17 protein-coding genes are annotated in these 17,759 nt (G+C 66.8%); 11 read left to right on the top strand and 6 right to left on the bottom strand.

The window, feature by feature from the left end:
• Positions 1-3 precede the first annotated feature (3 nt).
• The 6 genes from fdhF (at position 4) to LNV28_RS04335 (ending at position 5,338) form a co-directional block, all read left to right on the top strand.
• Positions 4-2,883 (top strand): formate dehydrogenase subunit alpha, encoded by a 2,880-nt coding sequence (gene fdhF / locus LNV28_RS04310; protein ID WP_263516325.1) that lies wholly within the window; start codon positions 4-6, stop codon positions 2,881-2,883.
• Positions 2,873-3,799 (top strand): formate dehydrogenase accessory sulfurtransferase FdhD, encoded by a 927-nt coding sequence (fdhD, locus tag LNV28_RS04315; protein ID WP_263516324.1) that lies wholly within the window; start codon positions 2,873-2,875, stop codon positions 3,797-3,799. Before fdhF ends, fdhD begins: the two co-directional genes overlap by 11 nt.
• Positions 3,789-4,016, top strand: coding sequence for a formate dehydrogenase subunit delta (locus LNV28_RS04320; RefSeq protein ID WP_171827186.1), 228 nt, complete (start codon positions 3,789-3,791; stop codon positions 4,014-4,016). The genes fdhD and LNV28_RS04320 overlap by 11 nt, the downstream gene beginning before the upstream one ends.
• A 107-nt stretch (positions 4,017-4,123) precedes the next feature.
• On the top strand, positions 4,124-4,369 hold the full coding sequence (locus LNV28_RS04325) for a hypothetical protein (RefSeq protein WP_263516323.1): 246 nt from the start codon (positions 4,124-4,126) through the stop codon (positions 4,367-4,369).
• Positions 4,370-4,432: 63 nt separating this feature from the next.
• On the top strand, positions 4,433-4,984 hold the full coding sequence (locus LNV28_RS04330; protein WP_263516322.1) for a GNAT family N-acetyltransferase: 552 nt from the start codon (positions 4,433-4,435) through the stop codon (positions 4,982-4,984).
• Between the two features lie 144 nt (positions 4,985-5,128).
• Entirely contained in the window at positions 5,129-5,338 is a 210-nt protein-coding gene (locus tag LNV28_RS04335; RefSeq protein ID WP_263516321.1) for a hypothetical protein, read from the top strand.
• A gap of 8 nt (positions 5,339-5,346) precedes the next feature.
• Here LNV28_RS04335 and LNV28_RS04340 read toward each other — a convergent pair whose 3' ends face one another.
• A complete protein-coding gene (locus tag LNV28_RS04340; RefSeq protein WP_263516320.1) occupies positions 5,347-5,874 on the bottom strand; it encodes a GNAT family N-acetyltransferase in 528 nt (175 codons plus the stop codon).
• Positions 5,875-5,951: 77 nt separating this feature from the next.
• Entirely contained in the window at positions 5,952-6,272 is a 321-nt protein-coding gene (locus tag LNV28_RS04345) for a hypothetical protein (RefSeq protein WP_263516319.1), read from the bottom strand.
• A 218-nt stretch (positions 6,273-6,490) separates the two neighbouring features.
• On the opposite strand from LNV28_RS04345, the gene LNV28_RS04350 reads away from it, so the two are divergent.
• Positions 6,491-7,303, top strand: coding sequence for a ChaN family lipoprotein (locus LNV28_RS04350; RefSeq protein WP_263516318.1), 813 nt, complete (start codon positions 6,491-6,493; stop codon positions 7,301-7,303).
• 123 nt (positions 7,304-7,426) lie between these two features.
• Entirely contained in the window at positions 7,427-8,137 is a 711-nt protein-coding gene (locus tag LNV28_RS04355) for a glycine zipper 2TM domain-containing protein (protein WP_263516317.1), read from the top strand.
• 16 nt (positions 8,138-8,153) lie between these two features.
• Here LNV28_RS04355 and LNV28_RS04360 read toward each other — a convergent pair whose 3' ends face one another.
• From LNV28_RS04360 to LNV28_RS04375, 4 genes are all read right to left on the bottom strand, one after another.
• Positions 8,154-8,795: a Crp/Fnr family transcriptional regulator gene (locus tag LNV28_RS04360; protein WP_263516316.1), complete on the bottom strand. Its 642-nt coding sequence runs from the start codon at positions 8,793-8,795 to the stop codon at positions 8,154-8,156.
• Between the two features lie 70 nt (positions 8,796-8,865).
• A complete protein-coding gene (locus LNV28_RS04365; protein ID WP_263516315.1) occupies positions 8,866-10,203 on the bottom strand; it encodes an ATP-binding protein in 1,338 nt (445 codons plus the stop codon).
• Between the two features lie 51 nt (positions 10,204-10,254).
• Positions 10,255-10,947 (bottom strand): response regulator, encoded by a 693-nt coding sequence (locus LNV28_RS04370; RefSeq protein WP_263516314.1) that lies wholly within the window; start codon positions 10,945-10,947, stop codon positions 10,255-10,257.
• Positions 10,948-11,277: 330 nt separating this feature from the next.
• Positions 11,278-12,213: a GNAT family N-acetyltransferase gene (locus LNV28_RS04375; RefSeq protein WP_263516313.1), complete on the bottom strand. Its 936-nt coding sequence runs from the start codon at positions 12,211-12,213 to the stop codon at positions 11,278-11,280.
• Positions 12,214-12,286: 73 nt separating this feature from the next.
• On the opposite strand from LNV28_RS04375, the gene pyrF reads away from it, so the two are divergent.
• The 3 genes from pyrF (at position 12,287) to LNV28_RS04390 (ending at position 17,730) form a co-directional block, all read left to right on the top strand.
• A complete protein-coding gene (gene pyrF / locus LNV28_RS04380; RefSeq protein ID WP_263516312.1) occupies positions 12,287-13,132 on the top strand; it encodes an orotidine-5'-phosphate decarboxylase in 846 nt (281 codons plus the stop codon).
• A gap of 185 nt (positions 13,133-13,317) precedes the next feature.
• Complete coding sequence (locus LNV28_RS04385; RefSeq protein WP_263516311.1) at positions 13,318-16,611, top strand: PAS domain-containing hybrid sensor histidine kinase/response regulator; 3,294 nt, start codon at positions 13,318-13,320, stop codon at positions 16,609-16,611.
• Between the two features lie 639 nt (positions 16,612-17,250).
• Positions 17,251-17,730, top strand: coding sequence for a cache domain-containing protein (locus LNV28_RS04390; protein WP_263516310.1), 480 nt, complete (start codon positions 17,251-17,253; stop codon positions 17,728-17,730).
• The last annotated feature ends 29 nt before the right edge of the window (positions 17,731-17,759 follow it).

The raw sequence follows: 17,759 nt of genomic DNA on the forward strand, positions 1-17,759 counted from the left end.
ACCATGTTGGATCATCTCAAGCAAGACATCGATCACGGCACCCCGCGCCGGGAATCGACCGAAGAAGTGACGCTGGAAATCGACGGCTTCCCGGTCACCGTGCCCAAGGGCACCTCGCTGATGCGCGCCGCCGTAGACGCCGGCATCAAGGTGCCCAAGCTCTGCGCCACCGACAGCCTGGAGCCCTTCGGTTCCTGCCGGCTCTGCCTGGTGGAGGTGGAGGGCCGCAAGGGCTTCCCGGCCAGCTGCACCACGCCGGCCGAGGCCGGCATGAAGGTCAAGACCCAGACGCCTAAGCTGCAGGATCTGCGCAAGGGCGTGATGGAGCTCTACATCTCCGACCACCCGCTGGACTGCCTGACCTGCTCGGCCAATGGCAATTGCGAGCTGCAGGACATGGCCGGCGTGACGGGGCTGCGCAATGTGCGCTACGGCGTGGGGGCCGCGGCCGGCGCCCACCATTGCGACTCGAAGAAGGACGAGTCCAACCCCTACTTCACCTACGACCCGAGCAAGTGCATCGTCTGCAACCGCTGCGTGCGCGCCTGCGAAGAGACGCAAGGCACCTTTGCGCTGACGATCTCGGGCCGCGGTTTTGAGTCGCGCGTGTCGCCGGGCCAGGACCAGCCCTTCATGGAATCGGAATGCGTGAGCTGCGGCGCCTGCGTCGAAGCCTGCCCCACGGCCACGCTGCAGGAAAAGTCCGTCATCTGGCTGGGCCAGCCCGAGCACAGCGTCATCACCACCTGCGCCTACTGCGGCGTGGGCTGCGGCTTCAAGGCCGAGATGAAGGGCACGCAAGTCGTGCGCATGGTGCCCTGGAAGGACGGCAAGGCCAACGAAGGCCACAGCTGCGTCAAGGGCCGCTTCGCCTGGGGCTATGCCACCCACCAGGACCGCATCACCAAGCCCATGATCCGCGCCAGCATCCAGGACCCCTGGCAAGAGGTCAGCTGGGAGGTGGCGCTGAACCACGCGGCCAGCGAGTTCCGCCGCATCCAGGCCAAGCATGGCAAGGATTCGATCGGAGGCATCACCTCCTCGCGCTGCACCAACGAGGAAACCTACCTGGTGCAGAAGCTGATCCGCGCGGCTTTCGGCAACAACAACGTCGACACCTGCGCTCGCGTCTGCCACTCGCCCACCGGCTACGGCCTGGGCCAAACCCTGGGCACCTCGGCCGGCACGCAGACCTTCAAGTCGGTGGAGAAGGCCGATGTGATCATGGTCATCGGTGCCAACCCCAGCGAGGCGCACCCGGTGTTCGCCTCGCGCATGAAGCGCCGTTTGCGCGAGGGTGCCAAGCTCATCGTCGTGGACCCGCGCCGCATCGACCTGGTCAAGTCGCCCCACATCCAGGCGGCCCACCATCTGCAGCTCAAGCCCGGCACCAATGTGGCGGTGATCACCGCCCTGGCCCATGTCATCGTCACCGAAGGGTTGGTGAATGAAGCCTATGTGGCCGAGCGCTGCGACCCCAAGAGCTTCAATCAGTGGCGTGAGTTCGTGGCCCGGCCCGAGAACTCGCCCGAGGCGCTGGAGGCCGCCAGCGGCGTGCCGGCGGCCGAGCTGCGCGGCGCGGCACGCTTGTACGCCACGGGTGGCAATGCAGCCATCTACTACGGCCTGGGCGTGACCGAGCACAGCCAGGGTTCGACCATGGTGATGGGCATTGCCAACCTGGCCATGGCCACCGGCAATGTCGGCCGCGAAGGCGTGGGCGTGAACCCCTTGCGCGGCCAGAACAATGTGCAGGGCAGCTGCGATATGGGCAGCTTCCCGCATGAGCTGCCGGGCTACCGCCATGTGTCGGACAGCACCGTGCGCGCGCAGTTCGAAGCGGCCTGGGGCGTGAGCATCAACCCCGAGCCGGGCCTGCGCATCCCGAATATGTTCGACGCGGCACTCTCGGGTAGCTTCAAGGGCCTGTACTGCGAGGGCGAGGACATCGTGCAGTCCGACCCCAATACAAAGCACGTGGCCGCGGCCATGATGGCCATGGAATGCGTGGTGGTGCAGGACATCTTCCTGAACGAAACCGCCAAGTACGCCCATGTCTTCCTGCCCGGATCAAGCTTCCTGGAAAAGGACGGCACCTTCACCAATGCCGAACGCCGCATCAGCCGCGTGCGCAAGGTCATGCCGCCGCTGGCCGGCTATGCCGATTGGGAGGTGACGCAGAAGCTGGCCCAGGCCCTGGGCTACCCGATGGATTACAAGAATCCCGAGGAGATCATGGCCGAGATCGCCGCGCTGACCCCGACCTTCGCCGGTGTCAGCTACGAGAAGATCGAACGCCTGGGCAGCGTGCAATGGCCTTGCAACGAGCACACCGAAGAGGCCGGCACGCCCATCATGCACGTGGACAAGTTCGTGCGCGGCAAGGGCCGTTTCATCATCACCCAGTACGTGCCCACCGATGAGAAAGTGACGCGCAAGTTCCCGCTGCTGCTGACCACCGGCCGCATCCTGAGCCAGTACAACGTGGGCGCGCAAACCCGGCGCACGCCCAACAACCAGTGGCACAGCGAGGACCGGCTGGAGATCCACCCGCATGACGCCGAAGAACGCGGCATCAAGGACGACGACTGGGTGGGTATCGTCAGCCGCGCCGGCGACACCGTGCTGCGCGCCACCGTCACCGAGCGGGTGCAGCCGGGCGTGGTCTACACCACCTTCCACTTCCCGGAGTCCGGCGCCAACGTCATCACCACCGACAACTCCGACTGGGCCACCAACTGCCCCGAGTACAAGGTGACCGCCGTGCAGGTGATGCCGGTGCAGCAGCCGTCCGACTGGCAGCGCGAGTACAGCCGCTTCAACCTGGCCCAGCAAGACGCGCTGCAACAGGCCCGCCAGCCCGAGGGCGCCCATGGCAAGTGAGCGCAGCGGCAAACCGGCAGCCCCGGCCCCGGCCCTAAGCGCCGGGGCGGGCGCGGCACGGCCCACATTCTGCGAGGGCGCACGCGTGCTGCCCGTGCAGGGCGTGCGCGCGGGCGCGGCCTTTGCGGTGGACGACTGGGTGGCCGAAGAAGTGCCGGTGGCCCTGGAGTACAACGGCATCTCGCATGCAGTGATGCTGGCCACGCCGCTGGACCTGGAAGAGTTCGCGCTCGGCTTTTCGCTCAGCGAAGGCATCCTCAGTGCACCGCATGAGCTGTTCAGCGTCGAGGAAGAAAGCAGCGAGCAAGGCATCACCTTGCACCTGCGCATCGCCGGCGAGGCCTTCGCCCGACTGAAAGACCGCCGCCGCTCCATGACCGGCCGCACCGGCTGCGGGCTCTGCGGCACCGAGAGCCTGGCCCAGGTGGCGCGTCATCTGCCGGAACTGGCCACGCCAGGCCAGGGCCGGCTGTTCAGCCGCGCGGCGATTGCCCGGGCCATGGGTCAGTTCGTCGAGCACCAGACCTTGCAGCAGGCCACCGGTGCCGTGCATGCGGCCGCCTGGTGCTCGGCCGAGGGCGAGGTGAAATGGCTGCGCGAAGACGTCGGCCGCCATAACGCGCTGGACAAGCTGATCGGCGCCCTGGCGCGGCATGAGGTGAAAGCCGGTGAAGGCTTCATCGCCGTCACCAGCCGCGCCAGCTTCGAAATGGTGCAGAAGACCTCCAGCGCCGGCGTGCCCCTGCTCGCGGCCGTGTCCGCCCCCACCTCCTTCGCCGTGGCCACCGCCGCGCGCGCCAATATGACCCTGGTCGGCTTCGCCCGCCGCCAGGACCTGGTCGTCTACTGCCACCCCGAGCGGCTCGACCTCCACGACTCCGAACCTCAGCTTCTGCACCCTCCCCATGGACATTGAAAAACTCGTCCGCATGGCCAACCAGATCGGCACCTTCTTCCAAGCCATGCCCGACCACGCCGAAGCCCTGGACGGCATCGCCACCCACATTCAAAAGTTCTGGGAGCCGCGCATGCGGCGGGAACTGTTGGCGGCAATGGAGGGCACGGGCGCAGCCAGCGAGCTCCTGCCTATCGTCAGAGAGGCGATTGAGTTGCGCCGGGCCAGCTTGGCCTGATCGAGAAGCGCGGTCAACCGGCTTTCATCTGCAACGTTCATGAATCACCTGCTCCATGTTCTTGAGCCGGCAGTTCGAAGCAACGATTGAAAGAAAGCCAAAGCACCATGACCACGCTGACCCTCACCTTCAATGGCGCACCGCTTCAGGCTCGCCAGGCCTTGGGTGAACTGCTCTTGCGTTTCAAGAGCGCCTACTTCGTCGAGCGCAGCAACACCGAGTTTCTGGTCACCGCCGATGAAGCCACAGCCTCGGAACTGGCCCGGCAGAAGCAATGGTCGAGCGAGGTTTCCCACAGCGAAGCAGGCACGAGCCCGAGCATGGGCACAGTGGCTCGCAAGCGCACGCACTAAGTGAGTGAGTGAGGGGGCGCCGGCAGCGGCTAAGCTGAGCGCCTGGACACCTGACCTGCCGCCATGCCCCAAGCACCCCTCTCCGGTCTCACCATCCCCAGCTTCGAGTCCGAGCGCCTGCGGCTTCGGCCTTTTGCCGAGGCGGATTTCGAAGGCATGGCCCGCTTCTTCGCCGACCCGGTGTCGGCCACCTACGGCGGGCCCTGCGGGCGCGATGAGGCCTGGCGCAAGTTCGCGGCTTACTTCGGCCACTGGGCCTTGCGCGGCTACGGGCCTTGGGCGCTGGAGCGCAAAGCCGACGGTTTGTTTCTGGGCCTGTCAGGACTCTGGTTCCCGGAAGGCTGGCTGGAGCCCGAGATCACCTGGGCCTTGCTCCCCGAAGCCCAGGGCCAGGGCTATGCCACCGAGGCCGCCCGCGCCGCACTGCGTGCGGCATACAGCGACTTTGGCTGGCGCAGCGCGGTCAGCGTGATCGCATCGGGCAACCAAACCTCGGTCCAGGTCGCTGAGCGCCTCGGCGCCACGCTGGAGCGCATCATCCCCTTCCGTGGCGGCGAAGGGCTGGTGTACCGGCATCTGGGGCCTGAGGCGCTTGAGGCCTCGCACCCGCACTGAAGGCCAGCGCCGTCACATTCAGTCAAAGTCGCTGCACACAAGGGCCACGGACAAATCCGGCTCAGTTTTTGACAATGCGTCTCCCCTTCCCAGAAGCCCGCTTCTTTCTGTCTATTTCAAGGACGAAGCACGCAGAGACAACGCATGAAGATCCTGAGCGCCAACCACAAACACCTCGACTTTTCTTGGGTGAAGCTAAGCGCTTCCGCTCGCAGCACACTGACGCTGATCGCAGCGGTGGTGGCTTTGTCGAGCGTGTCGACACTCTTCGCCCTCTTGCTCTTCACCAAGGCTGCCGCCGCCTCGGAACCGGGCGCCGCCAACACAGCCCTGGCTGCAGAAGAGTCGCTCTGAACGCGAACTCAGGCCTCGGTGCGAGGCTTGGGCAGTGCCAATGACATGTGCACCTTGCCCTTGAGGCCAGCGTCGGTGCGAATCGCCTCCGCCTGAATGCCCCAGGTGACGAAGCCCACCGAGCGATACAACCGAAGTGCGGGTTCATTGCCTTCGGTCAGAGTCAGGTTCAAAGACAGGATGTTCGGTCGCGAAGACGCGGCCGCCAATGCCGCCTTCATGAGCGCCAGGCCTACGCCCTGGCCACGTTGCGAGGCTTGGACATACATGCCCAGCACCAGCGCTGCATGGCGGGTCTTGGGTTTGGCCGAGTACTCCAGTGCCACCGTGCCGACCATTTGCCCCTCTCGCCACGCGCCGAAACTCGTGGCCAGACCATGGGCGCTGCCAATCCGCTTGACCCACCAGGAGTCGGGTTCCGCGCTGCGCTCCGCCGCGGTCGTGGTGAAAGCATCCGGCGCTTGCTCGTAGGCTTCGAGCATGAGGCTGCGGTAGGCGGCAGCGTCAGCGGCGCTGAGGATGCGGATCGGAGACATGCCGGGCTCGATGAAATGCATGGCTGAGACGGGGAACCCACGGAGCCCCCCAGCGCACTTGGGATCTGTGCAGAGGCCTAGGAAATCCGGATCCGAAACTCGGACTCGATCTCTTGATCGCCCTCAGCGGGCAGACACTCGTAGCGGCGAATCGCAGTCGCAATGGCGCGCCGAAAGCTCTCCGGGCCATTGCCATCGACCGTGATCTGCTCGATGACACCATCCGACCGTAGCAGGAAGCGCGCTGTGAGCAAAAAGTCGCCGTTAGGCAATTTACCAGGAGCAAGCTGCGGCGGCGGCCTGACCGGGCAGCGTGCAGGATCAAGCTTGAGCGGCGCGGCGACTGCGCCGAAGCAAAGCATGGACGCCGCGGCAAGGGCGAGAAATCGGAAATTCATCCCAGGGCTCCCTGAAGTTAGGATTTTTTCTCTCGAAGCTCGGCAGTATCGCCCTTGTCTTTCAGCTTCCCGCTCATGGCTTTCACTTCCTATCTGGGCCCCGAGGTGGCAAGTGGCGCAGTCTCGCGCGTTCGTCTGCGTTCCGCATGCAGCTCGCACCGAGCTCGCCGCATGGCAAGATCCCATCGCCCTGGCGTACAGCCCCAGCAAGGATCCCCATGAAGCTCTCCGCACTACTTTTCGCCCTCAGCAGCTTGGCCGGCGCAGCTGGCGCCGCCCCTGCAAGCACACCGCGTTTCATCTTGCTCGGTGAAGTGCACGACAACGCCGAGCAACACCGCTTGCGCGCGGCCTGGATGGCCGAATTGCTGAAGGACGGGCGGCGCAGCACCGTGGTGTTCGAGCAGATCCCGGCAAAGAACACGGCTGCCTTGGCAGCGCTGCCGGCCGAGGCGCGCATGGACGCCGAGGCCCTGGTGGAACTCGCCCAACTGGACAAGAAGAACTGGCGCTGGCCGCTGCACAAGCCCCTGTTCGAAGCCAGCCTGCAGGCCGGCGCCGCCGTGGCCGGCGGCAACCTCAGCCGCGAAGAACTGCGCCCGCTGATGAAGGACGTGTCGGCCGAGACCTGGCCGGCCGATCTGCGCCGTCTGCTGGAGCAGACCCCTTGGGGCGAGGCCCAACAGAGCGCCATGATCCGCGCCATCGACGAAGGCCATTGCGGCGCCTTGCCTGCGGCCATGCAAGCACCCATGGCCTTGGCCCAGCGTGCGCGCGATGCCGCCATGGCCCGCGCCATGCTGGCGGCCCGCGAGGGCGGAGCTGTGCGCGTGATCCTGATCGCCGGCAATGGCCATGTCGACCGCGACCTGGGCGTGCCCCGCTATCTGGAAGCGGCCGGTGTGCCGGCCAGCGAGATCCAGGCCATCGGCTATCTGGAACAAGGCCAGGAAGGTCCAGGGCGCTTTGACAGCCGCGTGCTCACCGCCCCGGCCGAGCGCGAAGACCCTTGCAAGTCGCTGCGGCGCTGAGGCGCTGAAGTCGGGCGCCGTCACAGACGGTCAAACTCGGCGTACGCGAGTGCCACAGACATTCAGGGCGAGGTTTTTGACAATGCTGTTCATCGACACAACAGCTTCAACGGAGACCTCAACATGCACGCACTGGCCACCACCCTCAGCCCCTTCCAGCGCAAATTCAGCAGCCGCATCGCCCGCCCCCAAGCCCGGCCCCTGCAGAGCCTGCCCGTGTTGGCGGAACAGGCCATCGCCGACCGCAGCAAGGCCCAGAACATCGCCGCCAGCGCCCTGGCACTGGCTTTGAGCGCGGTCTTGTTTGCCGGCCTGCCGGCCGAAGTGCGGGCGCAAACCCTGGCCCCACAGGCCAGCAGCGGCAATGGCAGCAGCATGATGGTGCGCGTGATCTCGTCCACCCCGAATCTGGAGCGCATCACCGAAACGCGCCAGCAATGCAGCTATGAGACCCAGCAGGTGGTGCAGCCGCCCGTGGCCAGCCAAGCCGGCATGAGCGGCACCGGCGGCGCCTTGCTCGGCGCCCTGGCCGGCGGCCTGCTGGCCAGCCAGGTCGGCAAGGGCAATGGCAAGCATGTGGCGATCGCCGCCGGCAGCGCCACCGGCGCCCTGATCGGCAAGAACATGGCCGAACAGTCAGGCTCGACGGCGAGCTACCCCAGCTACAGCCAGCAGCAGGTGCAGGTCTGCCGCCCGGTCAGCGTGCAGCGCGAGCAGGTGCGCGACTACACGGTGCGTTATGAGCACCAGGGTCAGGAGTATCAGGTGCTGTTGCCCCAACAGCCGGGTCAATGGTTGAAGCTGAACATCAGCCACACCGTCCAACCCGTCTGAGGCTGACGCCCGGGGCTCACCAGCCCGGCGGCAGCTTCTTCAGCAGCACCATGCGCCGGCCCTGGCGCTCGATATAGCCACCCTTGACCAGTTGCTGCAGGATGCGGCTGATCATTTCGCGCGAGGCACCAACGCGTTCGGCCAGGTCTTGCTGGGTCAGCTTGTGCGGAACCACCAGGCGGCCGCTGGCATCGGGCTCGGCCATTTCCTGCAGCAGCTTGGCCAGGCGCGAATAGACATCATCCAGAGCCAGGCTCTTGACGCTGTCGGTCGCGCGGCGCAACAGGCCGATCAGGTGGCGGATCAGGTGCAGGGCGAAATCCGGGTGCTGCGCCAGAAACGCGCGCATCTCGGCGCCGCGCACCAGCACGCAGTGGACCGGCTCCAGGCTCTGCACCGAGGCTGAGCGGGGCGATCCGTCGAGACTCAGCTCGCCGAAATACTCGCCCGGGCCCAGGGTGTTGTAGACCACCTCACGGCCCTTGGCGTCGGTGCCGAACACCTTCACCCGACCCGAGAGCAGGATGTAGAAAGCGTCGGTGGTGTCGCCTTCGCGCAGCAAGGTGCTCAAGGCCGGAAAGGCGCGTACATCGCCGCGCCGGGCAATCTCGCGCAGCATTTCATCCTGCAACACGTCGGTGTATGGGCTCAACATCATGGTTGGGTCAGTTGTGGATTCCGGGCTGGGTTCGGTTGGCCGTTCAGGCATTTGCGCAAACGGACCGGCGCTATTCTCTGTCAGGCCAGCGCATCAACAGGCGAGCGCCGGCCAATTCGGGCGCTTTCTGCATCAAGGCCTGGCCGCCATGGGCTTCGGCAACCCGCCGCACGATCGCCAGACCGAGGCCGAAGCCGCGGCTGCCGCGCTCCTTGGGGCCGTCCAAGCGCTTGAAGGGCGTGAACACAGCCTCGCGCTGCGACTCGGGCACGCCCTCGCCGTCATCGTCCACGGCCAGGCAAATCTGACCGCGCTCGTCCAACCAGGCCGACAAACGGATCCGCTCGCGCGCATGGCGGGCCGCATTGCGCAACCCGTTGCGCAAGGCATAGGGCAGAAGGCGAGCATCGAAACGCAAGGGCTGCAGCCCGAGGCGGATGTCGGTGCTGAGTTGCTTGCCGTCCAACAGAGGTGCCAGGCTGGCCGCTTCCTGCGCCAGCAAACTGCCCAGGTCGCCGGGAGCGCAGGCCACTTCGAGCGCCCCCATGTCCAGGCGGGCCAACATCAGGCTGGCGTCGATCAAGGCATCGAGTTCGTCGATGTCGCGCTCGCAGGCCTGCACCGCCAGCTCGCGGCGGCCGGCATCGTCTTCGTCGACCAGGGCGTCAATGGCGAAACGCAGCCGAGCCAGCGGCGTGCGCAACTCATGCGAGACCGCGCCGGTCAGCTCGCGCTGGGTGGCCAGGGCCATGGCCAGACGCTCCAGCGTGGCGCGGGCGCCGGCGGCCAAGGGGGCAAACAAGCGGCTCTCGGGCTCGCGGATGGTGATGTCGAAACGACCGGCTGTCATGCCCTCGGCCGCCTGCTGCAGGGCTCGCATATCGCGCCAGACCGGGCGCAACAGCCAGGCCGCCAGCCCAAACACCGCCAGACCCAGCAGCAGCGATGCCGCGAGCTGCAGCCAGAGCTCGCGCGGCACCTGCAGATGACCGGCCGGGTGGCCGTCGGCATTCAGCGGCCCGAGCAGCAAGACCTGACCCTCGGCTTCGTTCAGCCCGGGCAGGGAGGCATAGATGCGCCGGTTGAAGCCTTGCACCACCAGCTCACCACGGCTCAAGGTCACCAGGTCTTCAGGCCGCAGCCCAGCCGCAGGCACCAGGGTGACCGGGTAGGCGAACAACTGGTCCAGCACCTGTACACGGATGGCGCGCTGTTCGGGATCCAGCGGTGCCAGCTCGTGCTGCAGCATGTCCACCGTGCCACGCATGAAGCGGCGCACATAGTCATCGGTCACGCCGTCCACGGCCAGCATCAGCAGGCCCTGGACCAGCAGCACCAAGGCCAGCACCGACACGCCGAGGCCCAGGGCGACCCGGGTCATGGGGGAACGGATGCTCAGGGCGGGCATGGTGGGGCGGCGTGCGGGGTCAGCCGGTCCGTTGATTGATCCATCGATCCATCAATCACGCGCGAACAGATAACCCTGGCCACGCACGGTCTTGATGCGCTCGGCGGCCTGGGCGTCGTCGCCAATCTTCTTGCGCAGGCGCGAGACGCGGGCGTCGATGGCGCGGTCCAGGCCGTCGAATTCCAGGCCGCGCAAGCCTTGCATGATGTCGTCGCGGCTGACCACCTGGCCGGCTCGCTCGGCCAGAAAGAGCAGCAGCTCGTACTCGGCCGTGGTCAGCTCGACCCGCTCGCCACCGCGCAACACATCGCGTGCCGCGGGGCGGATCAGCAGCTCGCCGAAGCGCAGATCGGCGTCTTCGTCCGCCTCGCCGGCCGCGGCCACTTCTCGGCGCAGCAAGGCCTTGAGGCGGGCCAGCAGCACGCGTGGCGCCACCGGTTTGGTGATGTAGTCGTCGGCGCCGCCCTCCAGGCCCAGGACCTGGTCGATGTCGTCGTCGCGCGCGGTCAGCATCACGATGCGGCCATGGAACACCGGCCGCACATCGCGCAGCACGTCGAAACCGTCCTTGCCGGGCAGGTGGCCGTCCAGCAGCACCACATCGAAAGACTGTTCGCGCATCAGGCGCTCGCCCTCGGGGCCAGTGGCGGCGAGGCTGACCTCGTAGCCAGCCTTGCGCAATGCCTCGGCCACCAGTTCGGCCAGGCGTTCATCGTCTTCCACGAGCAGGATGGAGGAGGCCATAGTTCAGAGGGTCATGTCTTGACAGCCCGCAGTGTAGCCAGCCCCCTGCGGCGCAACCCCGCTTTCAAAGCTTGAGATTTTTTGTAGCGAGCGGCTGTCAGGCTAGGCTGAGCCCGGACAGAAGCAGTCCTGAGGCCTGCTTCTGCCTGGCGAAGGCCGAGGCCTCTGGCCGAGGCGGACGGAGCGCAGGAACCGGAACGTACTTCCTGTACGTGAGGATTCCGACAACGAAGTTGCGGCGCGACTCATATTCGCAGAGCGAATGTGATGTTGGAGCCAACACCGGACCAACGACGCATGACAGTCGCGCAGTAGAAAATTCACAAGCCCTCAAGCTTGATCTTGCCAGGCCATGGCGGCGATCTTCCAGCGCCGCCCAGGCTTGACCAACTGCACGGTCTTCTCGCCCGCGCCCTCGAAGGGCTCGCCGTCGAGGATGCCGCTCTTGCGGTAGCGCAGCCAGACTTGCGCGACCCGGCCGCTGATCTGCACCTGCTGCTCGGTCACCCATTCGGAAAACTCCTGCAGGCGGCCGCCTTCGGCGAGCATGCGAGCGCGCGGCTCGACGAAGTCGCGCACGCTCATGCGTTCCACGCCGGCCGGCTCGCCGGGCGCGTTGGCGCGGCTGATCACGGCCTCGGGCAGTAAAAAGAAAGGCAGGGCCGCCAGCGGCGCCAGGCGGCCGACCCGGTTGTCGAAGACGGCGAAGAAGCGCGCCAGCAGGTCGCGCACCTGGCCCTCATCGCTCAGCCGCCCGGCCTCGCCCGCGCCGTAGAGATGGCTGGGCTCGGGGCTTTCGCCCAGAGGCCCAGTGGACAGCAGGTGCATGCCGATGTCCTTCAACACCGCGCCCGAATCCTCGTTGAAGGTGGCCGTGGTGCCGAACAGCAGGGGCTCGCCCAGCACCTCATGGGCATAAGCGCGGCAAGCACGGGCCGCCTCGCGGGCATATCCGGCGCCCTCGTAGCGCGGCAGCAGGGCGTAGCCGATGTCGGGCGCCTGCAGGTGCTCGCGCTGCAAGAGGCCGCACATGCCGACCACCACACCGTCACTGAGCCGCTCCATCGCCCAGAGGCCCAGGCCCTGCGGCCAGTACCAGTTGTAGAGCTTGGCCGCCATCCAGTCATGGGCGGCGGCCAGATCGCTGACGCCGGGATCGCTGATATTGCGCTTCCAGCCGGCCTCGTTGATCTGCTCCAGCACATAGGGCGCATCGGCGGGCTCGAACCAGCGCAAGCTCAGTCTCTCGGTCTTCAACACCTGCATGATGGCGCTCCCGGATTGAAAAATTGGACAATATGCCACCCAGCCCTGCCACCACCTCAAGGTCATAGCCCCCATGAACTTCATCCAGCAACTGCACGCCGCACAAACCCTGAACGACTCGCTGCTGTGTGTGGGCCTGGACCCGGAACCGAACAAGTTCCCAGGCGCCTGGAAGGGCGATGCCTCGCGCATCTATGACTTCTGCTCGGCCATCGTCGACGCGACCAAGGACCTGGTGATCGCCTTCAAGCCGCAGATCGCCTACTTCGCCGCCCACCGCGCCGAGGACCAACTGGAGCAGCTGATGGCCCACATCAAGCGCGTGGCGCCGGGCGTGCCCGTCATCCTGGACGCCAAGCGCGGCGACATCGGTTCCACCGCCGAGCAGTACGCCCGCGAGGCCTTCGAGCGCTACCAAGCCGATGCCGTCACGCTCTCGCCCTTCATGGGTTTTGACTCCATCGAGCCCTATCTGCGCTACCCGGACAAGGGCGCCATCCTGCTCTGCCGCACCTCCAACCCCGGTGGCAGCGACTGGCAAAACCAGCGCCTGGCCGATGTGGCAGGCCAGCCACGCCTGTACGAGCATCTGGCCCGTTTGGCTCAGACCGACTGGAACCAGAACGGTCAGCTGGGCCTGGTGGTGGGCGCCACCTACCCGGCCGAGATCGCCCGGGTGCGCGAGTTGGCGCCGACCCTGCCCCTCTTGATCCCCGGCGTGGGCGCCCAGGGCGGCGACGCCGAGGCCACGGTCAAGGCCGGCTGGCGCGCCGGCGCCGGCGGCCGCGAGGGCCAGGGCGGCCCCATCATCGTCAGCAGCTCGCGCGCCGTGCTCTACGCCAGCGCCGGCGAAGACTTTGCCGCTGCCGCTCGGCGGGTCGCTGTTGCGACACGCGAGACCTTGAACCGCGCCCGCTGAAGCACCGCCTGCCACTTCCTGCACGCTTTGCGCCCGGCCGTGCGTCGGCGACGAAATAGCGTGGTTTTACCCGTGCAGTCCCGATGTTCAGACGCCCCGGAGTCGGGGAGACTGCGTTGTTCGTCGGGGGCAGGCCCCGGCGTGAGCGGCAGCATTCATGATTGCCGCCAAGCCAGGGCGCAGATGTGAGCAGCAGCGGTACCGATTCCCTCGATGATTTGAGCAGCCTGGTCGGCCAGGACCTGAGCCCGGCCGAACAACAGGCCGCCATAGAGCGCAAGGTGCGCTGGCATGCCGTGCGCCTGTTCCTGATGACTTGCGGCGTGATCATGCTCTTCGGAGCCCTGGTGCTGCTGCTGAGCCGCCCGGGCAACGAGCCACTGGACGGCCTGCTGCCGCCGGCCGCCTGCGCCTTGCTCGGCGGCCTGAGCTTTCTGTGCCTGTGGAAGCTGCCGCGCCAGCATGGCGGGGCCGTGGTGGCCAGCTTGCTGGCCCTGGTGATCGGCGTCGCCACCCTGATCGCAGTCTCGCGCGGGGTCGGCCTCTACTCGATCGCCTTGGCCGTGGGCGGGCTGATCGCCGCGTTCGCGACCGGCATGCTGGGCCTGCGCATTGGCCTGGCCCTGGCCGGCCTGGGCCTGGCCGCCATCCTGGGCTTGGGCTGGGCCGAATATCAGGGCTGGGCGACCAGCGTCACGGCCCTGCAGCCCCTGGGCACCCGCATCGCCATCCACACCCTGCTGCTGTGCGCCGGCGTGTTGGTCGGCGTGGCCACGGAGCGCATGGTCAAGCGCTCGACCAAGGCCGCCAGCGACCGCAGCGCCCGTTTCCGCGGCCTGCTGAGCATGGCGGCCGACTGGTACTGGGAGATGAACCGCGACTACCGCTTCACCCATCTGGCCGAGGACAAAGCCGGCAGCTCGGGCCTGGACCTGCAGGCCCGCCTGGGCAAGACGCCCTGGGAGGTGGAGCAGATCGGACTGAACGACGAGGACATGGACGCACACCGCGCCGACCTCGAATCGCACCGCCCCTTCAACGGCCTGGTGGCGCGCCGCCGCGCCCTGGACGGCAGCGTGCGCTATGTCTCCATCAGCGGCGAGCCGCGTTTCGACACGGCCGGCAATTTCCGCGGTTACTGGGGCGTGGGCCGCGATGTCACCAGCGAGGTACAGGCCGAACAGGCCATCCACGCCACCGAAACCCGCTACCGCGAGCTGTTCCGCCGCTCGCCCAGCCCCCTGGTGCTGCACCGTTGGGGCCGGGTGCTGGACGCCAACCCGGCCGCCATGGCCATGTTCGGCTACACCCAGCGCTCGAGCATGATCGGCCAGGACCTGTTCTCCCACTACGAGCCCGGCGACGACGAGCGCGCCCGCCAGCGCGCCGCCAAGATCGAGGCCATGCCGGTCGGCGGCATGCTGCCCATGGCCGAGTTCCGCTTGCGCACCCTGTCGCGCCGCCACCGCCTGGTGCAGGCGACCAGCGTGCGTGTGGACGCCGCCAGCGGCCCGGCCACCCTGTCTTTCTTCATCGACCAGACCGAGCAGTCGCGTGCCCAGGACGCCCTGCGCCGCAGCGAGGGCCTGCTCTCGCATCTGGTGGCCACCAGCCCCGATGTCATCACCCTGACCGAGATCGCTTCCGGCCGCTACGCCATGGTCAACAAGACCTTCGAGCGCCTCAGCGGCTACAGCAGCGAAGAGGTGCTGGGGCGCAGCTCGGAGGAGCTGGGCATCTGGAAGAACCGCGCCGAACGCGAGCACATGCTGGATCTGATCCGCACCCAAGGCCGGGTGTCCGAACTGCCGGTGACCTTTGTCTGCAAGAACGGCGAGGCCATTTCCATGCTGATGTCGGCGGCGCCGTTTGCGCTCGATGGCCAGCAATACCTGGTCATCAACGCGCGCGATGTGACCGAGACCGAGCGCACGCGCCTGGTGCACCAGGCGATTCTCGAGAACGCCTCGATCGGCATCACGCTGACGCGCGAGCAGCATTTCGTGCAGGCCAACCGCCTGGTCGAGACCATGTTCGGCTGGCCCCCGGGCGGCCTGGTCGGTCAGCATGGCAGCGTGGTCTGGCCCAATGCCGAGGACTACGCGGCCGTCGGCCGTGAACTGGGCCCGCGCCTGGCCCTGGGCGAGCAGGTCGAGACCGAGCGGCCCATGCGCCGGCGTGATGGCACAACCTTCCTCTGCCGCCTGCTGGCGCGCGCCGTGGACCTGAACCACCCGAGCCGCGGCGGCACCATCTGGATCATGGAAGACGTGACCGAGCGCCGCCGCGTCGAAGCCGCCCTGGCCCAGGCCAAGGACGAAGCGCAGGCCGCCAACCGGGCCAAGAGTGCCTTCCTGGCCAACACCAGCCACGAGATTCGCACGCCGCTGAACGGCCTGCTGGGCCTGGCCCGCATGCTGCAGCAACCCGACCTGCCCGAGGCCACGCGGCGCGAGTACCTGGACCAAATGCTGGACAGCGCCGAGAGCCTCTCGGGCCTGATCTCCGACATCCTCGACCTGTCCAAGATCGAGGCCGGCCGCCTGACCCTGGAGGCCGCGCCCTTCGCCCTGCGCGACATGCTGGCCACCATGCGCATGGCCTACCTGACCCTGGCCCATGCCCATGGCCTGGCCTTCAAGATCGATGTGGCGCCCGAGATCCCGGCCTGGGTGGTCGGCGACCAGGTGCGCATCCGCCAGATCCTCAGCAACTATCTATCAAATGCATTGAAGTTCACCGAGTCGGGCTCGGTGGCCGTGCACGTGATGGCGCTGGCCGGCGAGCGCGTGCGCATCGAGGTCAGCGACACCGGCCCCGGCATTGCGCCCGAGCTCCATGAGCGCCTGTTCGAGGCCTTCACGCAAGCCGACGAATCAACCACCCGCCGCTACGGTGGAACCGGCCTGGGCCTGTCGATCTGCCGCGAGCTGGCCACCCTGATGGGCGGCGAAGTCGGTGTGCAGAGCGCACCGGGCCAGGGCTCCACCTTCTGGGCCGAGCTGCCCCTTCCGGCCGCGGCCACGCCCATCAGCAGCCAGCCGCGCGAAGCGCGCGACAACCAGGACCTGCAAGGCCTGCGCGTGCTGATGGTGGAGGACCATCCGGTGAACATGATGATTGCCGTGGCCCAGCTGCAGCAATGGGGGCTGGAGGTCTCGCAGGCCAACGACGGCAGCCAGGCGGTCGAAGCCATCTTTGCTGCCGCCAGCATGGGCCGGCCTTTCGACGCGGTGCTGATGGATGTGCAGATGCCGGTGATGAGCGGCCACGAGGCCACCCGCCAGGTGCGCCAGCGCTTCGATGCCGAAGAGCTGCCCATCGTCGCCCTGACCGCCGCCGCGCTCGTCTCCGAGCGCGACGAGGCCCTGGCGGCCGGCATGAACGAGTTCCTGACCAAGCCCATCGACGCGCCCAAGCTGCGCGCCACCCTGGTCCGCCTGATCGGCCACAAAGACAACGACCAGACGCGTTCCTGAGCGCCGCTTGGGCCTAGCCCGGATGTTTCACGAGGTCGGCCGTGGCCGGTCCACAGCACCGATGAGCACGATGATCTCTCGCTTCGACCTTCGATCCATTTTGGACACTGGGCCTACGCGGGCTTGCGCGGCCCAGACCTTGCCCCTGACGCCTCAAGCCATGCAGGCCGCACCAAGCCCGAGGCTTGGCACTTCGTCAGTCATGGACAGGCCACTTGGCCTGTCCATGTCCGGACTCAGCCTCGCCGATGCCACTGGGCATCGGCTGCGGCCGTCTCGGCGCCACCGGCTTCGGCCTCGACGCACGCAATTCCCGCGTCCCTCGTGAAATAGCTAGAACAGAACACAACACCGCCCGTCTAAAGCGCGGAAATGCGCCTCCGAAACGGCCGCTTCGATGCAGCGGGCTCAGGCCACAAGAAGGAAGATGGCTCAGCGATGGGTGCCAGGCCGGTGCACAGCGATTGGGAGCTGCGGATATTCAATGCCGTGTGCGGTTCCCTGCTGGCACCGAAAGGCTTAGGATGAAACGAGCCGAAGGGGCAGGTCTGCAAGGCTCGCCCTGAAGCGGAGCTCTCGGCCAAGCGCCGGGGCCTCTGGCCTGGCCCTCCGTCGTTCACCCTCAATCAGGAGCAACCGATGACATTCTTCAGCGCACTCAAAAAAGTTCTGCACTTGATGCTGGCCAGCCTGGCCAGCCTCGCCTTGGCGGGCGCTGCGCATGCGGTCGAGAACGGCACGGCAGCGGAGGCTGAAGCCATGGTCAAAAAGGCGATCAGCTACATCAAAGCCCAGGGGCCAGAGAAGGCCTACGAAGAGTTCACCAATGGCAAGTCCTTCAAGGACCGGGACCTGTACATCATCGTCTACGACCTGAACGGCAAGAACCTGGCCCAAGGTGCCAACCCCAAGCTGGTGGGCAAGGACCTGATCGGCCTCAAGGACCCGGATGGCAAGCCGCTGATCCAGATGTTTGTGGACCTGGCCAAGACCAAAGGCAAGGGCTGGGTCGAAGGCTATAAATTCCTCAACCCGGTGTCCCAGAAGATCGAGGGCAAGGCCATGTATCTGGAACGCGTCGGTGACACCCTGGTCGGCTGCGGCATCTACAAGAACTGAAGCCGGCCCAGCCTGCGCACTGTTGCAAC

The organism is Paucibacter sp. DJ2R-2 (genome assembly GCF_025717675.1).
GTDB lineage: Bacteria > Pseudomonadota > Gammaproteobacteria > Burkholderiales > Burkholderiaceae_C > Paucibacter_A.